Annotated in this window: 17 protein-coding genes, 3 tRNA genes and 1 pseudogene; 10 read left to right on the forward strand and 11 right to left on the reverse strand. The window is 70.9% G+C overall.

The window, feature by feature from the left end; genetic code table 11:
• The 3 genes from OG252_RS10230 (at nucleotide 1) to OG252_RS10240 (ending at nucleotide 4305) form a co-directional block, all read left to right on the forward strand.
• Complete coding sequence (locus OG252_RS10230) at nucleotides 1-2256, forward strand: excinuclease ABC subunit UvrA (RefSeq protein ID WP_266450351.1); 2256 nt, start codon at nucleotides 1-3, stop codon at nucleotides 2254-2256.
• Nucleotides 2257-2339: 83 nt separating this feature from the next.
• Nucleotides 2340-3116, forward strand: a complete 777-nt coding sequence (ddaH, locus tag OG252_RS10235) for a dimethylargininase (RefSeq protein WP_329335398.1) — start codon at nucleotides 2340-2342, stop codon at nucleotides 3114-3116.
• A 211-nt stretch (nucleotides 3117-3327) separates the two neighbouring features.
• A complete protein-coding gene (locus OG252_RS10240; protein WP_266450349.1) occupies nucleotides 3328-4305 on the forward strand; it encodes an acyl-ACP desaturase in 978 nt (325 codons plus the stop codon).
• Between the two features lie 20 nt (nucleotides 4306-4325).
• On the opposite strand, the gene OG252_RS10245 is transcribed toward OG252_RS10240, so the two are convergent.
• From OG252_RS10245 to OG252_RS10270, 6 genes are all read right to left on the reverse strand, one after another.
• Nucleotides 4326-4401: transfer RNA gene (locus tag OG252_RS10245), tRNA-Trp, on the reverse strand.
• A 273-nt stretch (nucleotides 4402-4674) separates the two neighbouring features.
• Nucleotides 4675-5850, reverse strand: a complete 1176-nt coding sequence (locus OG252_RS10250; protein ID WP_329335400.1) for a ribonuclease inhibitor — start codon at nucleotides 5848-5850, stop codon at nucleotides 4675-4677.
• Nucleotides 5847-7175: an SDR family oxidoreductase gene (locus tag OG252_RS10255; RefSeq protein WP_329335402.1), complete on the reverse strand. Its 1329-nt coding sequence runs from the start codon at nucleotides 7173-7175 to the stop codon at nucleotides 5847-5849. The genes OG252_RS10250 and OG252_RS10255 overlap by 4 nt, the downstream gene beginning before the upstream one ends.
• Before the next feature lie 32 nt (nucleotides 7176-7207).
• Nucleotides 7208-7279: transfer RNA gene (locus tag OG252_RS10260), tRNA-Asp, on the reverse strand.
• 11 nt (nucleotides 7280-7290) lie between these two features.
• Nucleotides 7291-7362 (reverse strand) — tRNA-Ser (locus OG252_RS10265).
• Between the two features lie 185 nt (nucleotides 7363-7547).
• Complete coding sequence (locus OG252_RS10270; protein ID WP_266450345.1) at nucleotides 7548-7793, reverse strand: WhiB family transcriptional regulator; 246 nt, start codon at nucleotides 7791-7793, stop codon at nucleotides 7548-7550.
• A gap of 259 nt (nucleotides 7794-8052) precedes the next feature.
• Here OG252_RS10270 and OG252_RS10275 point away from each other — a divergent pair, with 259 nt between their 5' ends.
• Entirely contained in the window at nucleotides 8053-8847 is a 795-nt protein-coding gene (locus tag OG252_RS10275; RefSeq protein ID WP_329335404.1) for a VOC family protein, read from the forward strand.
• 14 nt (nucleotides 8848-8861) lie between these two features.
• On the opposite strand, the gene OG252_RS10280 is transcribed toward OG252_RS10275, so the two are convergent.
• Together OG252_RS10280 and OG252_RS10285 are read right to left on the reverse strand one after the other, a co-directional pair.
• Nucleotides 8862-9896: a LacI family DNA-binding transcriptional regulator gene (locus OG252_RS10280; protein ID WP_266450341.1), complete on the reverse strand. Its 1035-nt coding sequence runs from the start codon at nucleotides 9894-9896 to the stop codon at nucleotides 8862-8864.
• A gap of 95 nt (nucleotides 9897-9991) precedes the next feature.
• Nucleotides 9992-10966, reverse strand: a complete 975-nt coding sequence (locus OG252_RS10285; RefSeq protein WP_329335405.1) for a multicopper oxidase domain-containing protein — start codon at nucleotides 10964-10966, stop codon at nucleotides 9992-9994.
• Between the two features lie 189 nt (nucleotides 10967-11155).
• Here OG252_RS10285 and OG252_RS10290 point away from each other — a divergent pair, with 189 nt between their 5' ends.
• Together OG252_RS10290 and OG252_RS10295 are read left to right on the forward strand one after the other, a co-directional pair.
• Entirely contained in the window at nucleotides 11156-13651 is a 2496-nt protein-coding gene (locus OG252_RS10290; RefSeq protein ID WP_329335406.1) for a ThuA domain-containing protein, read from the forward strand.
• Entirely contained in the window at nucleotides 13648-15891 is a 2244-nt protein-coding gene (locus OG252_RS10295) for an OmpL47-type beta-barrel domain-containing protein (protein ID WP_329335408.1), read from the forward strand. Before OG252_RS10290 ends, OG252_RS10295 begins: the two co-directional genes overlap by 4 nt.
• 13 nt (nucleotides 15892-15904) lie before the next feature.
• Here OG252_RS10295 and ligD read toward each other — a convergent pair whose 3' ends face one another.
• Nucleotides 15905-16942: a non-homologous end-joining DNA ligase gene (gene ligD / locus OG252_RS10300; protein ID WP_266450335.1), complete on the reverse strand. Its 1038-nt coding sequence runs from the start codon at nucleotides 16940-16942 to the stop codon at nucleotides 15905-15907.
• A 74-nt stretch (nucleotides 16943-17016) separates the two neighbouring features.
• On the opposite strand from ligD, the gene OG252_RS10305 reads away from it, so the two are divergent.
• Nucleotides 17017-18081, forward strand: a complete 1065-nt coding sequence (locus tag OG252_RS10305) for an ATP-dependent DNA ligase (RefSeq protein WP_266450333.1) — start codon at nucleotides 17017-17019, stop codon at nucleotides 18079-18081.
• A gap of 43 nt (nucleotides 18082-18124) precedes the next feature.
• On the opposite strand, the gene OG252_RS10310 is transcribed toward OG252_RS10305, so the two are convergent.
• A complete protein-coding gene (locus OG252_RS10310; protein ID WP_266450332.1) occupies nucleotides 18125-19315 on the reverse strand; it encodes a zinc-dependent alcohol dehydrogenase in 1191 nt (396 codons plus the stop codon).
• Nucleotides 19316-19505: 190 nt separating this feature from the next.
• Here OG252_RS10310 and OG252_RS10315 point away from each other — a divergent pair, with 190 nt between their 5' ends.
• The gene (locus tag OG252_RS10315; protein WP_329335411.1) at nucleotides 19506-20519 is read left to right on the forward strand and encodes a DUF3048 domain-containing protein; all 1014 of its coding nucleotides are present in this window, start codon (nucleotides 19506-19508) and stop codon (nucleotides 20517-20519) included.
• Between the two features lie 14 nt (nucleotides 20520-20533).
• Here the strand turns inward: OG252_RS10315 and OG252_RS10320 are convergent, their stop codons facing one another.
• A complete protein-coding gene (locus OG252_RS10320; RefSeq protein WP_266450329.1) occupies nucleotides 20534-20998 on the reverse strand; it encodes a MarR family winged helix-turn-helix transcriptional regulator in 465 nt (154 codons plus the stop codon).
• Between the two features lie 247 nt (nucleotides 20999-21245).
• On the opposite strand from OG252_RS10320, the pseudogene OG252_RS10325 reads away from it, so the two are divergent.
• Nucleotides 21246-21359, forward strand: a pseudogene (locus tag OG252_RS10325) (hypothetical protein); the annotation flags it as partial.
• Between the two features lie 16 nt (nucleotides 21360-21375).
• Complete coding sequence (gene pcaH / locus OG252_RS10330; RefSeq protein ID WP_266450327.1) at nucleotides 21376-22149, forward strand: protocatechuate 3,4-dioxygenase subunit beta; 774 nt, start codon at nucleotides 21376-21378, stop codon at nucleotides 22147-22149.
• Nucleotides 22150-22153: the final 4 nt, after the last annotated feature.

A 22153-nucleotide genomic window follows, 5' to 3' on the forward strand; every position in this document is an offset into this window, starting at 1 on the left:
ATGCCCGATTTCATCACCCTCACCGGAGCCCGCGAGAACAACCTCAAGGACGTCACCCTCCGCATCCCGAAAGGCCGGCTGACCGTGTTCACCGGCGTTTCGGGGTCGGGGAAGTCGTCGGTCGTGTTCGACACGATCGCGGTCGAGTCCCAGCGCCAGCTGAACGAGACGTTCACCTGGTTCGTACGCAACCGGCTGCCCAAGTACGAGCGGCCGCACGCGGACACGCTGGAGGACCTGTCGCCCGCGATCGTCGTCGACCAGCGGCCGGTCGGCGGCCACTCCCGGTCCACCGTCGGCACGATGACCGACGTCTACTCGGTGCTGCGGGTGCTGTTCTCCCGGCACGGCACCCCGAGCGCCGGACCGGCGACGGCGTACTCGTTCAACGACCCGGCGGGCATGTGCCCCGAGTGCGACGGCCTCGGCCGGACGGTACGACCCGACTGGGACCGCATCCTCGACCCCGGCCGCTCGCTCGCCAACGGGGCGGTGCGCTTCCCGCCGTTCGCCGCCGGGACCTGGCAGGGGCAGGCGTACACCAACACCGGGGAACTGGACCCCGACAAGCCGGTCGGCACCTTCACCGCCGCCGAGCGGCGGTTCCTGATGCACGGCCGCCCCGGCAGCAAGGTCACCGTCAACGCCACCGGCGGCAGCTGGACCACCGAGTACGAGGGCCTCGCCGACCGCTTCGAGCGGCTGTACCTCAAGCGCGACCTGTCCGCCATGAGCCAGAAGACCCGTGACCTGGTCCAGGAGTTCCTGGCGGAGGGCACCTGCCCGGCCTGCGCCGGCGCCCGCCTCAACCGGGCGGCGCTCGCCACCCGGATCGGCGGCCGGAACATCGCCGACTGCACCCACATGCAGGTCAGCGATCTGATCGGGGTACTGAAGGAGATCGACGACCCGGTCGCCCGGCCGATCGCCGGGGCCGCCGTCGCCGCCCTCGAACGCATCGACGCGATCGGCCTCGGCTACCTCAGTCTCGACCGCGAGACCTCCACCCTGTCCGGCGGCGAGGGCCAACGGCTCAAAACGGTACGGCACTTGGGCTCCAGCCTGACCGGGATGACGTACATCTTCGACGAACCCACCGTCGGCCTGCACCCGCGGGACGTCGGCCGGCTCGGCGACCTGCTGCTGCGGCTGCGCGACAAGGGCAACACCGTGCTGGTCGTCGAGCACGACCCGGACGTCATCACGCTGGCCGACCATGTCGTCGACATGGGGCCGGGAGCCGGTGCCGCGGGCGGGCGGGTGGTGTTCGAGGGGACGCCGGCGGAGCTCGCCGAGTCGGGGACGCCGACCGGGCGGTGCCTGCGCCGCCGTACGGCACTGAAGGAGCACGTGCGGGACGCCACCGGCGCGCTGTGGGTCAAGGGTGCCGACCGGCACAACCTGCGGGACGTGACCGTCGCCTTCCCGACCGGGGTGCTGACCGTGGTGACCGGGGTCGCCGGGTCCGGGAAGAGCACGCTGGTCGCGGAGTTCACCGCCGCCCACCCCGACACGGTGGTCGTCGACCAGTCGTCCATCGGGATCTCCGCGCGGTCCACCCCGGCGACGTACATCGGGATCATGGACACGGTACGGAAGATCTTCGCGCGCGAGACGGGCGCCGAGCCGGGGTTCTTCAGCTTCAACTCGACCGGTGCCTGCGCCACGTGCGAGGGCCGCGGGATCATCTACACCGACCTGGCGTTCATGGACCCGGTGACGACGACCTGCCACGACTGCGAGGGGCGCCGTTTCAAGGACGAGGTGCTGCGGCTGACCGTCGGCGGCAACTCGGTGGCGGACGTCTTGGAGATGACGGCCGACCAGGCGCTGGAGTTCTTCGACGACTCCGGTGTACGACGCCGCCTGAGCGCCCTGCGGGACGTCGGCCTCACCTATCTCACGCTCGGCCAGCCCCTCTCCACGCTCTCCGGCGGTGAACGGCAGCGCATCAAGCTGGCGACCCGGCTGCACCGGACGGGAGCGGTGTACGTCCTCGACGAGCCGACCACCGGGCTGCACATGTCGGACGTGGACGGGCTGCTCGGACTGCTGGACCGGCTGGTCGACGCGGGGAACACGGTCGTGGTCGTGGAGCACAACCTGGACGTGGTGGCACACGGCGACCGGATCATCGACCTGGGCCCGGACGGGGGCCGGGACGGCGGCCGGGTGATCTTCGAAGGGACCCCCCGGGAGCTGCTGTCCGCACGGGACTCCAGCACGGCGGAGCATCTCAGGAGGGCCACAGGCTGACGACAGGGGTTTTGCCCGCGCGCACCGGCCCTGCATGATGGCGGACAGGCCACCATCCTGTCCCACCGATCCGGAGATCCCTCGTGCCCAGCAAGAAGGCCCTCGTCCGCCGCCCCAGCCCGCGCCTCGCCGAAGGCCTGGTGACCCACATCGAGCGCGAGAAGGTCGATGTCGACCTCGCCCTCGACCAGTGGGAGGCGTACGTCGAGGCCCTGCGCACGCACGGCTGGGAGACCATCGAGGTGGATCCGGAGGACGACTGCCCCGACTCGGTGTTCGTCGAGGACACGGTCGTCATGTACAAGAACGTCGCCCTGATCACCCGGCCCGGCGCCGAATCCCGGCGCGAGGAGACCATGGGGGTCGAGGAGGCCGTGGCCCGCCTGGGCTGCTCGGTCAACTGGATCTGGGATCCGGGCACGCTGGACGGCGGTGACGTGCTCAAGATCGGCGACACGATCTACGTCGGCCGGGGCGGCCGCACCAACGCGGCGGGGGTCCAGCAGCTGCGGGCCGCCTTCGAACCGCTCGGGGCGCGGATCGTCGCCGTACCGGTGAGCAAGGTGCTGCATCTGAAGACCGCGGTCACCGCGCTGCCCGACGGGACCGTCCTCGGACGCATCCCGCAGTTGGACGCGCCCTCGCTGTTCCCGCGCTTCCTGCCGGTGCCGGAGGAGTCCGGGGCGCACGTGGTACTGCTCGGGGGCGACAAGCTACTGATGGCGGCGAGCGCACCGAAGACCGCCGAACTCCTCGGCGACCTCGGCCACGAGCCCGTCCTGGTCGACATCAGCGAGTTCGAGAAGCTCGAAGGCTGTGTGACGTGCCTCTCGGTGCGCCTGCGGGAATTGTATGCGTGACCCGGGAGAGCAACTCGCCCTTCCGGCCCCGGACCTGCGGTTCCCGGGGCCCTTTGTCATGCTCGGGGAACACCTCTGATCAGGGATCTTTACACGGCTCTTAACCTACGGTCTCGTAACCTACGGATACGTAGCCTACGATTCCGTAGGTACCGGTTCGGCACCGCTCGCCGGCTTCCTCATAACTGTTCCGCGTCCCCCTGGAGTACCCGTGACGATCACTTCCCCTCACCTCGGCAGCCCGTCCTCCGCCTGGACCGACGCCCGCCTGCTGTACGCGCTGGAGGAAGTCGTCGAGCAGGAGCTCAACCGGCACCTGAAGGTCGCCAAGGACTGGATGCCGCACGAGTACGTCCCGTGGAGCGACGCGCGCAACTTCCCCGGCCTCTTCGAGGACGGCGAGGCGTGGGACAAGCAGCAGTCCAAGGTCACCGAGCTGGGCCGGATCGCACTGGTGGTCAACCTTCTCACGGAGGACAACCTCCCCAGCTACCACCACGAGATCGCCTCCCTCTTCGGCCGTGACGGCGCCTGGGGCACCTGGGTGCACCGCTGGACCGCGGAGGAGGGCCGGCACGGCATCGTGATGCGCGACTACCTGCTCGCCTCGCGCGCGGTCGACCCGGACAAGCTGGAGCAGTTCCGCATGGCCCACATGGCCGAGGGCTTCGAGTCGGACAACCGGCACTCGATGCTGCACTCGGTGGCCTACGTCGCCTTCCAGGAGCTGGCGACCCGCGTCTCGCACCGCAACACCGGCCACCAGTCCGGCGACCCGGTCTGCGACCGCATGCTGGCGCGCATCGCGACCGACGAGAACCTGCACATGGTCTTCTACCGCAACCTGCTGAAGGCGGCCTTCGACCTCGCGCCCGACCAGACGATGGAGGCGGTGCGCGACGTGATCGTGAACTTCCGGATGCCCGGCCACGGCATGCCCGGCTTCGAGCGGGCCGCCGCGCAGATGGCGATCGGCGAGGTCTACAACATGCGCATCCACCACGACGACGTCATCCAGCCCGTCCTGCGCTTCCTGAAGGTCCTGGAGATCGACGGCCTCGGCCCCGAGGGCCTCAAGGCCCAGGAGGAACTCGGCCTGTACATGAGCGGCCTGGACGCGGAGGCGTCGAAGTTCGACGAGAAGCTCGCCGCGCGCAAGGCCCGCATGGCGGCTCGCGCGGCCGGCTGACAGCCACGTCGTCCGGAGGGGGCGGGGCGGCTGGATTCGAACCAGCGTGTTCCGGTTCTGGAGACCAGCGCGCCTGCCTCTGCGCTACGACCCCGCCCTTGACGTCAGACACTAGGGCCTGTCCGGCGGATCAGGTCGGAGGAAATCGGCGACGCCTCATCGACGCAGGTGAGCGGGGCCTGGTCCGTCGAGCTGCAAGGCGGAGGAGGGCGTCGATGCGATGGGGGTCCCCCCGCTCGAGCGAAGTCGAGAGTGAGGGAATCGGCAACCGACGACAACGCCGCAGATCGGCGCCCGCCGCGGAGCGGCTGATGTCACTGCGGCCCCGCGTCTGCGGCATGATCCGCCGGACAGGCCCCAGCCCCCCGGTCACGGCCGGGGGGCTGTTCTGTGCACGCTGCGTACGGCTGCCACGTCGGCCGGGACCGCCGGGAGCGGGACGTGGGCGCTGAGGGCCTCCAGGCGGCGTTTGACGCTGGTGGCGATGGACCGGCCGAGGACGAAGCGGGTGGCCGTGGCCGCGCGGGGTGCGGTGTCGAGGAGGCGGTGGGCCTCGCGGCTGCGCATGCCGGTGTGGGTGAGAACGAGGTGGGTGAGGCGGTGCGTGGTGCCCGCGAGGGCTTCCGCGATCGTCTCTGCGGCCGGCATGTCGATGTGGTTGTCGGCCGCGCCCAGTACCGCCGCCGCCCGGACCCGGCCGAGGTCGAGCAGGGTGACACCGGCCGTGGTCGCCGCCGCCACCAGCCGGGCCGCGGCCCGCGGACCGATGCCGTTGGCGGCGACGGACAGGCGGGTGAGCCGTCCGTACGGTGCCCGCTCCAGGGCGTGGGCAAGGTGCTGGGCGCCCGCGTCACCCAACCCGGCCGCGGAGACGTACAGTTCGTCGATCGCTCCAGCCGCGAGCACGGCGGCCAGCGCCACCGACCCGGCCTCACCCAGTGGGTTGCCGCCGACGAAGAGCCGTTCGATACGGCGTCCGTTGCCGGCGGCCGCGAGCAGGGCCTCGGCGAGGACGGCGGTGCCCGCGGCGTCGAGGCCGGTCTGGACGAGGTCGAGGGTGCGCAACGACCGGGCCGACTCGACGAGTTCGGCCGCTGCCCGGCCGCCCCCGCCGCCCAGCGGGTTGCGCTTCAGCCAGACGCCGGTGACCACCTGCGGGGACGCGCGCAGCTGGTCGGCGATGCGGCAGGCGCCGCCCGCGGTGATGTTGTTGCATCCGAGGTAGAGCGTCTCGACGCCGGTGTGCGTGCCGGCCGCGGCGATGGCGCCGGTGTCGCCGAGCGCGTCCGTCCCGAGCAGCAGGTGCCGTACGGGAGAGGGGCCTTGGGAGAGGGCTTCGGCGACCAGGGCGGCGCCCTGGGCACCCAGTCCCTGCTTGCACAGGTCGAGGCGGCCGTCGGGCAGCGCCGTACCGGCCGTGAAGTCCAGGCGCTCCCCGGCCGGGCGACCGGACCGCAACCAGTCCAGGAGCGGAGCGAGTTCGGCGCGTGGGCGCGGCGCGACGTGCGGGACTCCCGCGAAGCCCGTCACGGGTTGTTCGCTCACCACTGTGCCTCCCGGTAGTCCTTGAGGAACACCCCGGACACGGGGTCCCCCGCCTCGCCGCGCACGATCGGGTCGTACACGCGGGCCGCGCCGTCCACGATGTCCAGGGGCGTACGGAAGCCCGCGTCCGCCATCCGGGCCTTCTTCGGCGCCGGGTTCTCGTCGGTGATCCAGCCGGTGTCGACGGCGCACATGTGCACGCCCTGCTCGGCGAGTTCGGCGGCGCTGGTGCGGGTGAGCATGTTGAGGGCGGCCTTGGCCATGTTGGTGTGCGGGTGGCCGGGCATCTTGTTGCGGACGGCGAACCGGCCCTCCACGGCGGTCACGTTGACCACGTACCGGCGCGGGTGCTGCGAGGCGAGCAGGAGGGGCAGCAACCGGTCGCACAGCAGGGCCGGGGCGAGGGCGTTGACCAGCTGGGTCTCCAGGACCTCGGCCGGGTCGAGGGCACCGAGCCGGGCCGACCAGGAGTTCTCCGGAGAGGGGTCGGGCAGCAGGCCGGCCTCGTCGGCCTCGCGCAGCGCTGCCGGCAGGGACGCGGCACCGCCGCCCAGCATCCGCATCGGGGTGAAGCCGGGCGCGTGCCGGGCGCCCTCGGGCAGCGCGTCGTACTCGCCGGCCGCGAGCAGCGCGTACGACTCGGGCGGGCGGCGCACGGTCTGCGCGGCGTTGTTGACGAGGACGTCCAGCGGCTCTCCCTCGCGCCGCAACTCCTCGCACAGGCCCAGCACTTGGCGCGGATCGCGCAGGTCGACGGCGAGGACGGTCATCCGGTCGAGCCACTTCTCGCTGCCCGGCTCGGCACGGAAGCGGCGCACCGTGTCGTGCGGGAAGCGCGAGGTGACCAGCAGCTCCGCGCCGTCGCGCAGCATCATCAGCGCCAGCTGGAACCCGATCTTCACCCGGCCGCCGGTGAGCAACACCCGGCGTCCGCTCAGGTCGGTGCTCAGGGCGCGGCGGGCGGTGTTGTCGGCGGCGCAGCGCGGGCACAGGCGGTGGTAGAAGGAATCGACCTGTCGGTAGGGCGACTTGCAGACGTAGCAGGTGCGCGGCTTGCGGAAGACCCCGCCGGTACCGGCGACGGCCAGCGGGGCGTCCTCGCGCCGGTCGGGCGCGCCGGTCGCGGTCGCTGCCATCACCTCGGCGTCGGCGGCCGACAGTTCGGCACCGCGTGTCCTGCGCCGGCGCAGGCGTCCGTCCCTCGCGAAGGACGCGGCGACCTGCTCGGCGTGCAGGCGTACCGGGTCGTCGACGGGCAGCGCCCGCAGTCTGGCGACCGTGCGATGGAAGGCTGCCAGCTCCTCCTCGCCGAGTGCGTCACGCATGAGTCCCCGCCCGTCCGGTGCCGTGCTGTGGGTGGGCCGGACCGGATTCGAACCGGCGTTTCCGCCCTGACAAGGCGGTGCGCCTGCCTCTGCGCTACCGACCCACCCGCGCGGGCCCGGACGACCGGATTCGAACCGGCGTATCCGCCTGAGCAAGGCGGCGCGACTGCCTCTGCGCTACGCCCGGCCGCGCACCCGGATCCTATCCGCGCCCCCTACGACCGGTCGCACGAATTTACGACCCGCCCGGCGAGGAAGAGCGACCGAAGCCGCCCCCCTCCTCCTCCGCCTTGCACCCGACGCACGGCGCCCCACTCACCCGCGTCGATCAGGCACCGCCGATTTACTCGGGGCTGACCCACCGGTCAGGCACTAGTCGTTCGTCCGCCTCAGGTGCAGCCGTTCCTTCTCGGACAGGCCGCCCCAGACGCCGAAGCGCTCGTCGTTGGACAGTGCGTACTCCAGGCACGCGGTGCGCATCTCGCACATGCCGCAGATGCGCTTCGCCTCGCGCACCGAGCTGCCCGGTTCGGGGAAGAAGAAGTCCGCCCCGGTCTGCGCGCACAGGGCCTGCGTCTGCCAGCCGAGATCGGCCGGGGTGATGGTGTCGATGTGCATGCCCGAGATCGTGCCGGGGCGCGAAAAACATTCCATCAACGCGCGATCAACGCGGTGCCCGCACGGCCTCCGCCCGAGCGATGATGACGCGGCCGGACCCCGTGACGCACGGCGGCGCGCGGAACGCCGTACGACAAGATGAGTTCCCGCGGTCACTCAGGGTGACCGCATTTGTGTCGGGTCACGCCCGCGCGATTGTCAGTGGGCGGTGCGAGACTCGGCAGTGCAGGCAACGGGACCCTTCAAAGGAGTGGCAGAGATGCTCACCACCCGTTATGTCACCGGCGCCCCGAACTGGCTCGATCTCGGCACACCCGACATCGAGGGCGCCTCCTCCTTCTACGGCAGCCTCTTCGGCTGGCAGTTCCGGTCGGGCGGGCCCGAGGCCGGCGGCTACGGCTTCTTCCAGCTCGACGGCAGGACGGCCGCGGGCGGCATGCAGACCACCCCGGAACAGGGCCCGCCGTCCTGGACCGTCTACTTCCAGACCCCGGACGCGGACGCCACCGCGAAGGCGGCCGAGCACACGCACGGCTCGGTGCTGCTGCAGCCGATGGACGTCATGGACCGGGGCCGGATGGCGATCCTCGCCGACCATGCGGGCGTGACCTTCGGCATCTGGCAGCCCGCCGCCACCAAGGGCCTGGACGTGGTGCAGGAGCAGGGCTCGCTGTGCTGGCTGGAGTTGTACACGCCGGACCTTCCCGCGGCCGCCGGGTTCTACCACGGGCTGTTCGGCTGGGAGACCTCCGCGCTCACCTTCGCCGGGGGCACCTACACCACCGTCCACCCGTCGGGGACCGAGCCGGACGCCATGTTCGGCGGCATCGTGCCGCTGGAGGACGACCCGACCAAGGCGGCGGCCGGGGCCTGGCTGCCGTACTTCGAGGTCCCGGACACGGACGCGGCCGTCAGCACGGCGCAGGAGCGGGGCGGTACGGTCCGGCTGCCTGCGACCGACCTGGAGGACGTCGGCCGCATCGCCGAGCTCGCCGACCCGTACGGGGCGCGCTTCGCGGTGATCAAGAGCGCGCCGCCGCAGCAACAGGGGTAGGAGGGAGCAGCGGGTCAGGCCGAGGCGCGGCGGACCAGGGTCGTCGGCAGGACGACGCCGGACCGCGGCGCCTGTTCGCCGGGGTGAGGGCCGTCGGGGCCGCGCAGGAGCAGGCGGGCCATCAACCGGCCCATCTCCTCTATGTCCTGACGGACCGTCGTAAGGGGTGGGTCGGTCTGCTCGGCGACGGGCAGCATGTCGTCGAAGCCGATCACGGCGACGTCCTCGGGCACGCGCCGCCCGTGCTCGCGCAGCACGCGCAGGGCGCCGGCGGCGGTGAGGTCGTTGGCCGCGAACACCGCGTCCACGTCGGGGCGGTGGTCGAGGAGTGCACGCATCGCCCGCTCACCGCCGGCCGGGGTGAAGTCGCCCGGCACCACCAGCCGCGGGTCGGCGTCGGCCATGACGTCCCGGTAGCCGTCGAGCCGGTCGGCCGCCGAGGTCTGGTCGAGCGGGCCGGTGATGTGCGCGACGCGGGTGCGGCCGAGGGCGACGAGATGGCGTACGGCGTCGCGGGCGCCGCCGCGGTTGTCGCTGTCGACGTAGACGACGTCACCGCCGTCGCCGTCGCTCCAGCCGGGGCGGCCGCCGAAGACGGTCGGGATCCCGGCCCGGCGGATCAGGCCGGGCAGCGGGTCGTCGAGGTGCAGCGAGAACACCAGCGCCCCGTCGACATGGCCGCCGGCGAGATAGCGGCCGACCCGGGCGTGGTCGTCGCGGCCCTCGGTGAGCAGGAGCACCAGCTGGTTGTCGTGCGCCGTCAACTCCTTGCTGATGCCGCGCAGTTGCAGGGCGAAGAAGGGGTCGGCGAAGACCCGGGTCTCCGGTTCGGCGACCACGACGGCCACGGCGTCGTGCCGCTTCGTCACCAGGCTGCGGGCGGCCTGGTTGGGCACGTACCCGAGTTCGTCCACCGCCCGCCGCACCCGCTCCACGAGAGGCTCCCGTACCCCGTCCCCGCCGTTGACCACCCGCGAGGCGGTGGCCCGCGAGACCCCGGCCCGCGCGGCCACGGCCTCCAGCGTGGGACGCGGCGCTGTCTCGGTCACTTCGGGGCTCCTCATCGGCGGGGTGCCGATCAGGATAGCCCTGGGCATCGGGCGGGGGTGAGAGCGCTCTCGGAGCGCGAAAGCCCGCGATCGGCTCAGTGCGACTCGTGCGATCGTTGCGACTCGTGCGGCCCGTGCGGCTCGTACCCAGGGATCGTCCCGTCCGTCTTCTTCACCAGGAACAGGCCGACCATCCCCATGTCGGAGTGGCTCTGCACGTGGCAGTGGTACATCCACGCCCCGGCGCCCACCCCCTCCCCCGCGATCACCTGGAAGCCGAAGGAGTCCGCCGGGCCCACGATCTTGTTGTCGACGACCTGACTGGGATCGTCGGGCCCGGTGAGCATGCCCGTGCGGTTGTCCGCCCAGCGATGACCGTGCACATGGAAGGTGTGGTAGTACTCGCCGTGCGTGATCACCACGAACTCGACCCGGTCGCCCACCGTGGCCTCGAAGTTCGGGCCCGAGTGCGCGGGCTTGTTGTTGATCAGCATGTCGTTGAAGACGATGGTGTGGGTCCGGTCCGGCAGGACATCTCCCTTGCGCCGCACGATCACCGGCCCGTACAGGCCTTTGCGGATACCGCCCGTGCCGTGCTCCGTCCCCACGACGTGGTCGTGGTAGTGCCAGTAGCCCGCGCTGCCCGCCCGCCAGGTGCCGTCCTTGCGGCGGCCGGGGGCGTGGGTGCGCCAGGTGTAGGTGCGGGTGCCGCCGGGCTCGACATCGCTCTTGTTCAGCTTCGTGCCGTCGCTGGAGATCTCGTAGTCCAGGCCGTGCACGTGCAGGCTCGCCGCCACGTCCATGGTGTTCTCGAACTCGATGTGCAGGGTGTCGCCCTCGTTGAGTTCGATCAGCGGTCCGGGGATCGTCGCCTTCCCCTTCTCGAGGCCGTAGCCCATCTGCCCGTCGGCGAGCTTCTCAGCGTACAGCTTGATGCGTTTCACCTCGCCCCCGGCCGGGGCGGTTCTCGCCGGCACCTCGGCACTCATGGCCTCAGGTCCCAGGGACAACGATGTCGCGACAGCAGCGCCGCCCAGCAGTACTCGTCGGTTGAACCCGCGTCTGTCCATGCGGAACTCCCCACCCTGATACGGAATTTGCGGAGACGTACCTGTGATGAACCGGTGAGACGGTACCGGCCGTGCGGGCGTTTATCCACACTCAGGACAAAGTTCGTCGCAACTCGGTCATAGGTATTGGCGAGTTGCGCAAAGAGGTCTAGCTTCCATCGCGCTGTTGCTGTGACCGAGGAGGTGCCCATGCACTTACGAGGCTTGAGCGCGAGAAGCACGAGGAACAGAAGAAGACGGGCCTGGGCGGCGACCGTTGCCGCCGGGGTCGTCGCCGCCGGACTGATGTCGGGGCCCGCCGCGAACGCGCGTCCGGCCCCGGAGCCGTCCCCGACAACGATGTCCGTCAAGTCGCCGCCGGGCGGCGCGAACGTACGGGTGCTGATCTTCCACGGGTCCGCGGCCGCCGGGGACGAGTCGCCGGTCGTCAACGCCGGAATCGAGGCGATCGAGCAGATCGGCCTGTCCGGACCGGCGAGCGGGCGCTTCAAGGTCGAGGCCACGGGCGACCCCTCGGTCTTCACCAACGAGACGAAGCTGGGCCGCTTCAACGCGATCGTCTTCCTGACCGGCGGCGGGGACGTCCTCGACCCGGAGCAGGAAGCGGGCCTGGAGGCCTACATGGAGGCCGGGGGCGGTTTCCTCGGCATCCATGACGCGGCCCGCGCGGAGCCGTACTCCGACTGGTTCACCGGCCTCGTCGGCGCCCGTCCGGCCGCGTCCGGCCCGGCTGCTGTGCAGCGGGCGACCGTGGAGGTGGGCGACCGGCGGCACCCGGCCACCACGGACCTGCCGCTTCAGTGGAAGCGGCCCGACCAGTGGCTCAACTGGGTGAAGAACCCGTCGGGCGATGTGCATACGGTCGCCCGTGTACGGGAGTCGACCTACCAGCCGGGTACGAGCGCCAACGGCTGGGACCACCCGGTGAGTTGGTGCCGCGACTACGACGGCGGACGTTCCTTCTACACCGGCATGGGCGGCACGGTCTCGTCGTACGACGAGACGGACTTCCGTACGCATCTGCGCGGCGCGCTGCTGTGGACCACCCGGCTGGCGCAGGCGGACTGCAAGGCGACGATCAGCGGCAGCTACAAGGCGGAGCGGCTCACCCAGCCCAACCAGCCCGGGCAGAACGACCAGATCGGCGAACCGCACGGCCTGGTCACCGCGCCCGACGGCCGCGTGTTCTACATCGGCCGGGGCGGCGCCGACTCCTCCCAGCCCGTGATCACCGACTGGAACAACCCCGACATCGGCAAGGGCAAGGGCGAGATCCACGTCTACGACCCCGCGACCAAGAAGGTCACCCTGGCGGGCGCGTTGACCGTCTTCGGCAACAAGGGCGGCGGCGACGAACTGGTCAAGGTCGAGGAGGGCCTGCTCGGCATCGAACTCGACCCGCGCTTCGAGCAGAACGGCTGGGTGTACCTGCACTACACGCCGCACGCGCAGATCAACCGCGACACCCGGATGGCCGAGCGGCGCGTCTCCCGCTTCACCCTCGACCTCGCCAGCAACAAGCTGGACCTGGGCAGCGAGAAGGTGCTGCTCAAGTGGCCGGTGCAGATCCACAGTTGCTGCCACTCGGGCGGCGGGATGGCCTGGGACTCCCAGGGCAACCTGTACATCGCCACCGGCGACAACAACTCCAGCGGATTCAGCGGCGGTTACTCCGGCAACAACCCGCAGCCCAACTACAAGGGCGTCTCCTTCGCCGACGCGCGCCGCACCGCCGGCAACACCAACAACCTCAACGGCAAGATCCTGCGCATCCACCCGGAACCCGACGGGACGTACACGCTCCCGGAGGGCAACCTCTTCACCGGCAAGGAGACCGACGAGGGCGGCGGCAAGACACGCGGCGAGATCTATGTGATGGGCGTGCGCAACCCGGCGCGCATCTTCGTCGACAAGCAGACCGACACCCTCTACGCCGGCTGGGTCGGCCCCGACGCGAGTGCGCCCTCGACGACCTGGGGGCCCGCCAAGTACGACACCTTCGCCGTCATCACCGAGGCGGGCAACCGCGGCTGGCCGTACTGCATGGGCAACAAGCAGCCGTACCGGGACCGCAACCTGCCCGACCCCACCCAGCCGCTCGGCTGGTACGACTGCGACCAGCCGAAGAACGAGTCGCCGAACAACGACGGCCTGGTCAACCTGCCGCCCGTCACCGGTAACAACATCTGGTACTCGCCCCAGGGCGGCGCCCCGGACTACCCGCGCGACGCGAACGGCGTCCCCTCGTACAAGCAGGAGGAGGCCACCTACCTGCTGCCGTGGCTCAAGGGCGGCGGCCAGGCCGCGATGAATGGTCCCGTCTACCGGTACGACGCGGCGAGCACGAGTGCGGCCAAGTGGCCCTCCTACTGGGACGGCAAGTGGTTCGTCGGCGACTTCTACGACGCCGACCAGCCGCGCAACGCGGTCATCACCGATCCGAAGAACCAGGGCGCCGGCGGCCTGCCGGTCCACTCGGAGTCCCTGAAGAAGATCGTGCCGGTCGGCAACGACGGCATCAGGAACCTCATGGACTGGAAGTTCGGTCCGGACGGCGCGCTGTACGTCCTCGACTACGGCCGTGGCTTCTTCACCTCGGACGCCAGGTCGGCGCTGTGGCGGGTCACTTACACGGGCGGCGGGGCGACTCCGGCCGCCGACCAGCTCGCGAGGGGGACGCAGTGACACGGCAACGAAGAATCTGGACCGCCCTGCTGGCCGCGCTGCTCGTCATCCTCGGGCTGCAGGCACTGCCCGCGGCGGGGCAGACCCAGCAGCAGGCCCGGCAGGCGCAGCAGGCGAGCCTGCAGCCCGAGGAGCAGGCCGCGGCCCAGGTGCTCACCTGGACCGCCGGAAACGACATCGACAAGTACACGTCGGCGCCCGCGACGGCCGTGGCGGGCGCGGCGACGATCGTCTTCGAGAACAGTGTGGCGACCGGCAACACCATCGGAATGCCGCACACGTTGACGTTCGTGACGAGCGACCCGGAGTTCAACAGCGACGTCCAGCTCAACATCCTCGCCAACCCGGGCGACGACCAGGGCGGCCGTCACACCGCCGAGGTCACGCTCACGCCGGGCCGCTACTTCTACCACTGCACGATTCCCGGCCACGGCCAGATGCAGGGCATCCTCGTGGTGACCGAGGGCGGCGGCGAGGACACGACACCCCCCGAGACGGCCGCGCAGGTGACCGGCACGCAGAACGCGCAGGGCGAGTACGTCGGCTCGGCGAGTGTCGCGATCAGCGCGACCGACGAAGACGGCGGGTCCGGGGTCGACGGTATACAGTATGCGGTCGGCGACGCGGGCGCCTGGATGCCGTATACCGCACCGGTCGTCGTCGACCAGGTCGGCAGCCACTCGATCCGCTACCGCGCCCTCGACAAGGCGGGCAACGTGTCGGCGGAGAAGAGCGTCGCGTTCACGGTCGTCCCGCCGGCCTCCGACGACACCGCACCGCCCGACACCTCGGCGACGGTGAGCGGCGAGCAGAACGCCGACGGGACGTACATCGACATGGCGACGGTCACCGTGAGCGCCTCCGACACCGGCTCCGGGGTCAACACCATCGAGTACGCCGTCGGGTCCGGGGCCTGGCAGCCGTACACCTCCCCCGTGATGGTGCACCAGCTCGGCACCCACACCGTGCGCTACCGGGCCACCGACAAGGCCGGCAACGTGGCCGCCGAGAAGAGCGTGCAGTTCACGGTCGTCGCGACGCCACCGCAGGACACGACCCCGCCGGTGACCGGCGTGACCGTGGACGGCACGCGGAACTCCGACGGGGCGTACGTCGGGAACGCCAAGGTGACCGTGAGCGCGACCGACGAACACGGCGGGTCGGGTGTCGACCGGATCGAGTATTCACTCGACGGTGGACCGTACATCGCATACAGCATTCCCGTGGTGGTCGACCGTGCCGGCGCACACACTCTCGCGTACCGGGCGATCGACAAGGCGGGCAACACCTCCGCCGCACGCACCGTCAGCTTCACGGTGGTGGCCGGCGGCGGGGTGCCCGCGCCCAACTGTTCGGAGTACGACGAGCGGTTGACGGTCATCGTCGGCACGGTCGACTCGGGCGTGCCGAACCGGGTCACGAACAACCGGTGCCGGATCAACGAGTTGATCGAGGACGAGAAGGAGTGGACGTCCCACGCGCTGTTCCTCAAGCACGTCAAGGCGGTCCTCGACGGGCTGCTGAAGGAAGGAGTCGTCGACCAGCGCGAGTACAACGCGATCCAGAAAGCGGCCCGCCAGTCCGGGATCGGCAAGCCCGGCCAGACCGAGGGCTACCGCACGATCCTCGACGGCAGCGCGGAGTCGTTCGCCAAGTGGCAGCAGGTGGGCGGTGGTTCGTTCGCGCCGAACGCCGACGGGTCGATCACCTCGGGCACCACGAAGGCCGGGCTCGGGATGCTGTGGTACCCGCAGCGCAAGTACGGCGACTTCTCGCTCAGGCTCCAGTGGCGTGACGACGCTCCGGGCACCGGCAACGCCAACTCCGGTGTGTTCGTGCGGTTCCCGGGAGTGCACGACCATCCTGAGGAGCCGCGGCCGGAGTGGGTCGCCATCAAGTACGGGCACGAGGTGCAGGTGCTCGACCGGCCGGACGGGGACATGTACAAGACGGGCTCGGTGTACGGCTTCGACCGGGTCGGGCTCGCCGGGGCCGGCGTCACCCAGAAGGGCACCTGGAACGACTACGAGATCCGGGTGGTCGACCAGCACTACTCGGTGTACCGCAACGGCGTGCTGATCAACGAGTTCGACAACATCGGCGGCCAGGACTTCACCCCGCCCCGCTCGGACGACCCGGGCACGGACGGGCGACGGTTCGCCTCCGGCTACGTCGGGCTCCAGGTACACGGCACGACGGACGTGGTCTCGTACCGGGACATCAGGATCAAGGAGCTGTAGTCAGGACTGCAGGTCAGGAAGGCGGCGCCTCCGGCGGGGGCGCCGCCTTCTTCGCCTTGCTCGGCTGGACCCGCTTGGGCTCTCCCGGCATCTTCGGATACTCGGGCGGGTACGGCAGGTCGCCGAGCCCGTGATCGTGCTCGTCGCGGCGCGCCAGCTCCAGGAGCGGCTCGAGGGAGAAGGCGTGCTCGTCCATGTCGGCGTGCACGTCGCCGAGTTCGGCGAAGCGGGCCGGCATGGACGCGATGTCGAAGTCCTGGGGATGCGCCTCACCCACCTCCTCCCAGCGCAGGGGCGCCGAGACGGGGGCGTGCGGGCGCGGCCGTACGGAGTAGGCGGAGGCGATCGTGCGGTCCCGGGCGGTCTGGTTGTAGTCCAGGAAGATGCGGCGGCCCCGTTCCTCCTTCCACCACTTGATCGTCACGTGGTCCGGCATCCGGCGTTCCATCTCCCGCCCGACCGCGATGGCGGCCCGCCTCACCTGGGTGAAGGTCCAGCGCGGCTCGATCGGCACGAAGACGTGCAGGCCCCGGCCGCCGGATGTCTTCGGCCAGCCGCGCAGGCCGCCGAACTCGTCCAGTACCGCGCGCAGTTCGTGGGCGGCGCGGACCGCGTCGTCGTAGTCGGTGCCGGGCTGCGGGTCGAGGTCGATGCGGAGTTCGTCGGGGCGGTCGACGTCGTCGCGGCGCACCGGCCAGGGGTGGAAGGTGAGGGTGCCGAACTGGGCCGCCCACAGCACGGCGGCCTCCTCGGTGGGGCACATCTCGTCGGCGCTGCGGCCGCTGGGGAAGGTGATGTGGGCGGTCGGGATCCAGTCGGGCATGTTCTTGGGCGCCCGCTTCTGGAAGAAGGACTCGCCCCCCACGCCCTCCGGATAGCGCTCCAGGGTGGTGGGGCGGTTGCGCAGGGCGCGCAGGATGCCGGGGCCGACGGCCTGGTAGTAGCGGGCGAGGTCCAGCTTGGTGAAGCCGCGCTCCGGGAAGAAGATCTTGTCCGGGCTGGACAGCCGTACGGTCCGGCCGCCCGCCTCCAGTTCCACCGCTTCGCCCATGCGAGCCACGGTAGGCGTACCGCGCATACCTCGCACACCGGGCGTATCCCGGCATGCGAGGGCAGAATCGGAGCATGGATCTGCCGGTGATGCCGCCCGTGAAGCCCATGCTCGCCAAGTCGGTGGCGACGATTCCGCCGGACATGCAGTACGAGGCGAAGTGGGACGGGTTCCGGGCGATCGTGTTCCGCGACGGGGCCGAGGTCGAGCTGGGCAGCCGTACCGGAAAGCCGCTGACCAGGTACTTCCCGGAGCTGGTGGCGGCGCTCAGGGAGCGGTTGCCGCAGCGGTGCGTGGTGGACGGGGAGATCGTCATCGCGCGGGAGGGACGGCTGGACTTCGACGCGCTGACCGAGCGCATCCACCCGGCGGACTCCCGGGTGCGGATGCTGGCGGAGCGGACGCCGTCGTCGTTCGTCGCCTTCGACCTGCTGGCGCTGGCGGACGAGTCGCTGCTCGACGTGCCGCTCGCCGAGCGCCGGGTGCTGCTGACCACCGCCCTGGCAGATGCGACGGCCCCCGTGCACGTGGCGCCGGCGACGACCGACATCGACGTGGCGCGGCAGTGGTTCGAGCAGTACGAGGGGGCGGGCCTGGACGGTGTCATCGCCAAGCCGCTCACCGTGCGCTACCTCCAGGACGAGCGCGCCATGTTCAAGGTCAAGCACGAGCGGACGGCGGACGTGGTCGTCGCGGGCTACCGCCTCCACAAGAGCGGCCCGGTGGTCGGCTCGCTCCTGCTGGGCCTGTACGACGACCGGGGCGCCCTCCAGCACGTGGGCGTGTCGGCCGCCTTCCCCATGAAGCGGCGCGCCGAGCTGGTCGAGGAGCTGGAGCCGCTGCGCATGGACGACGTCACGGGACACCCGTGGGCGGCCTGGGCCGAGGAGGCGGCGCACGAGACGGCCCGGCTGCCGGGGGCGCCCAGCCGCTGGTCCGGCAAGAAGGACCTGTCCTGGGTGCCGCTGCGGCCGGAGCGGGTGGCCGAGGTGGCGTACGACCACATGGAGAACGGCGCGCGCTTCCGGCACACGGCCCGCTTCCGCCGCTGGCGCCCGGACCGGACGCCGGAGAGCTGCACGTACGCGCAACTGGAGGAGCCGGTCCGCTACGACCTGGAGGAGATCCTCGGCACCTGAGTCACCAGGCCCTGCTCACTGGGCTCTGCTCACTGGGCCTGGCTCACGGCGTCATCAGCACCTTCACCGCGCCCTCCCGCTTCCGCTGGAACATCTCGTACGCGTGCGGTGCCTCGCTGAGCGGCAGCCGGTGGGTGGCGAAGTCGTCGACGCCGAGGGGGTCCTCGTCGGTGAGGTAGGGGATGATCTCGTCGCTCCAGCGGCGCACGTTGGCCTGGCCCATCCGCAGCTGGATCTGCTTGTCGAACATGGTGAGCATGGGCAGCGGGTCGGCCATGCCGCCGTACACGCCGGACAGCGAGATCGTGCCGCCCCGGCGCACCAGCTCGATGGCGGTGTGGAAGGCGGCGAGCCGATCGACGCTGAAGCGCTCCGCGAACGGTCCGCCGATCTTCCGCGGCAGCAGCGACGAGGCCTGCTGGGCGAGCTTGGCGGCGGCACTGCCGTGGGCCTCGGTGCCGACGGCGTCGATCACGGCGTCGGGGCCGCGGCCGTCCGTCTCGTCGCGGATCGCCTGGACCAGCTCCTTCTCGTTGTCGAAGCTCCTGAGGTCGTACGTCTCCACGCCCCGCGACCGCGCCCGGCGCAGCCGCTCGCCGACCAGGTCCACTCCGAACACCCGCCCGGCGCCGCGCAGCTGGGCGATGCGACAGGCCATGTCACCGATGGGCCCGAGGCCGAGGACGGCGACGCTGCCGCCCTGGGGCACGTCCGCGTAGGCGACCGCCTGCCAGGCGGTGGGCAGGACGTCGGAGAGGTAGACGAACCGGTCGTCGGGCGGGCCCTCGGGGACCTTGATGGGCCCGAACTGCGCCTGCGGGACGCGCAGGTACTCGGCCTGGGCGCCCGGCACCGCGCCGTACAGGCGGGTGTAGCCGAAGAGGGCGGCGCCCATGCCCTCGCTGGTGACCTGGGTGGTCTCGCACTGCGTCGGCAGCCCGGTCATGCACAACCAGCAGCTGCCGCAGGCGATCTGGAACGGCACCACGACCCGGTCGCCGGCCGCGAGGTCTGGCACCCCGGCGCCCACCTCCTGGACGATGCCCATCGGCTCGTGACCGAGGATGTCGCCCGGCGTCATGAACGCGGTGAGCACCTCGTACAGATGCAGGTCGGAGCCGCACAGCCCGGTGGAGGTGACGCGGATGACGGCGTCCGTCGGCTCCTGGATCGTCGGATCGGGCACGTCCTCCACCCGCACGTCCCGCTTGCCCTGCCAGGTCACTGCCTTCATCGCACGCTCCCAGTTCGCGTCGGCGTGTCCGGTCTGCGGTGGCGTCCGGGTACCCGGACGCCACTCGGTGAACCACCGCACCTGGGCCGATCGGCCTATTCAACGCCGCGAATCAGATTCGATCGGGTATGGCCATCAATGAACTTATAAGCGCACAATCAATAACAAGAGACAGGTGGCCACGGTGGGCATGGGACACAGGGCGCGCACGCGGCGTGCTGCTACGGCGGTGGCGCTGCTCGCCGCCACGGCGGCCGCCTCGCTGGCGGCGGGCTGCACGGGCGGGCGTGGCAGCGACGACGGGCGCGGACAGTTGCGGACGCCCGCAGAGAGCCGGAGCGAGGGCGAGGTCGAGAGCCCGGGCGAGAGCCCGAGCGAGAGCGCCGCCGCCGGTTCCGTGCTCGCCGTGAAGATCGACAACGCACGCGCGGCCCGGCCCCATACGGGCCTGAACTCCGCCGACATCGTGTACGCCGAGCAGGTCGAGGGCGGGATGAGCCGGCTGATGGCGGTCTACGCGACCAAGCTGCCGAAGGCGGTTGGCCCGGTGCGCAGCGCCCGCGAGTCGGACCTGGAGCTGCTGCGGCAGTTCGACCGGCCCACGCTCGCCTTCTCCGGGGCCCAGGGCAAGCTGATGCCGCTGATCAACGAGGCGCCGCTGGTCGTGCAGACCCCCGGCAAGGTGTCCGGCGCCTACTACCGCGGCACCGACAAGCCCTCCCCGCACAACCTCTACCTGCGCCCGGACCGGCTGCTGTCCGCCGCGCCGGGCGCGGACGCGCTGACCACCGGGTTCCGGTACGGCGCCGCACCCTCCGGCGGGCAGAAGGAGACCTCGCGGACCGTGCGCTTCCCGGCGGCGCGCTTCACCTTCACCTGGTCCGCGGACCGGGACCGCTGGCTGGTCTCGATGGACGGGACGCCGACCGTGACGACGGACGGGAAGCGGGTGGCACCGGCGACGGTCGTCGTGCAGTACGTGAACGTGCGCAAGTCCGGCTTCCAGGACTTCCTCGGCAACAACACGCCGTACACCGAGACGGTCGGCGAGGGGACGGCGGAGGTGCTGCGCGGCGGGCGGGCCTACGACGTGAACTGGTCGCGCCCGAAGGCTACCGAGGGCACCGAGTTCACGACGAGCGACGGTACGCCGGTGAACTTCGCCAAGGGGCAGGTGTGGGTGGTGTTCGCGAAGGCGTCATGAGCGGCTGAACGGGCTCAGGGCTGGATGACGAGGGGTTCCGTCGGGTTGCGGAGCCCCTCGGCCGCGTCCGAGACCCGCCGGATGAGGTCGAAGAACACGGACTGCTCCTCGGCGGACAGCGGGGCCAGGAAGACCTGGTTCATCCGGGCCGTGCGCACGGTCAGCTTGCGGTGGGTGCGCAGGCCCTCGTCGGTGAGGCGCAGCAGGAAGCGGCGACCGTCCTGCGGGTCACGCACCTTGTCCAGGAGCCCGCGGCGCCCGAGTCGGCTGATCACCTCGGCGATGGTCGACCGGTCCAGCCCCACCCGCTCCCCCACCGTGCGCTGATCGAGGCCGGGCTCGGCGACGAGCGCGTTGAGGACCGCGAACTGCGGCGAGGTGATCTCCTCGGAGACCATCGTGTTCCACAGCAGGTAGTGCGCCTGCTGGAGCCGCCGGGCGAGGTGCCCGGGGTGGGTGGTGAGGTCCACCGCGGCCATGTGCGCTCCCCAGATCTGATTCGTTGGTGCACTGAACAATACCGGTGCGGTACGGCACCTGTCTGCGGCGCACATATGACGAGCTGACCTCGCATTTCTCCTGGGTCTTGACGCCCCGCAGCTCCGGTGGCAGCGTGAGGGACACCTCGCTGAAATAATCAGTGCCCTGACTAATTCCTCGGGACGGGCGCTCGGACGGGATGGGGCTTCACGGATGGACAAGGTGGTCGCCACGGCCCTACCGCCCGCCCGGCTCGTCGGCACGGTCGCCCGCCGGCTCGCCCGCCCGGGCGGCGGTGTCGGCGTCGCCACCCTCTGTATCGGCGTGGGCCAGGGCCGCGCCCTCGTCCTCGAGCGCTAGGAAGCGTAAGGAACCCATGACTCTCACCCAAGCGGACATCGACCTGGAGATCGCGGCCGAGCGCGCCGCCTACGAGAAGCGCCTCGCCGACGGTGCCCCCGTCGAGCACCAGCCGCGCCGCGACTACGCCCCCTACCGCTCCTCCGTCCTGCGGCACCCCAAGCAGCCGCCGGTCGCGATCGACGTGAGCCGGGATCCGGAACTGGTGGAGCTGTCCGCCCCCGCCTTCGGGGAGCGGGACATCACCGAGATCGACAACGACCTGACCCGGCAGCACAACGGCGAGCCGATCGGCGAGCGCATCACCGTCTCCGGGCGGCTCCTCGACCGGAACGGGCGCCCGATCCGCGGCCAGCTGGTGGAGATCTGGCAGGCGAACTCGGCCGGCCGCTACGCGCACCAGCGCGAGCAGCACGACGCCCCGCTGGACCCCAACTTCACCGGCGTCGGCCGCACCCTGACCGACGACAGCGGCTTCTACCACTTCACGACCGTCCAGCCGGGCCCGTACCCCTGGCGTCAGCACGTCAACGCCTGGCGGCCGGCGCACATCCACTTCTCGCTGTTCGGCTCGGCGTTCACGCAGCGCCTCGTGACGCAGATGTACTTCCCGAGCGACCCGCTGTTCCCCTACGACCCGATCATCCAGTCGGTGACGGACGACGCGGCCCGGCAGCGGCTGGTGGCGACGTACGACCACAGCCTGTCGGTGCCGGAGTTCTCCATGGGCTACCACTGGGACATCGTGCTCGACGGGCCGACCGCCACCTGGATCGAAGAAGGGCGCTGACCTG

Source organism: Streptomyces sp. NBC_01352, assembly GCF_036237295.1.
GTDB classification, from domain to species: domain Bacteria; phylum Actinomycetota; class Actinomycetes; order Streptomycetales; family Streptomycetaceae; genus Streptomyces; species Streptomyces plumbiresistens.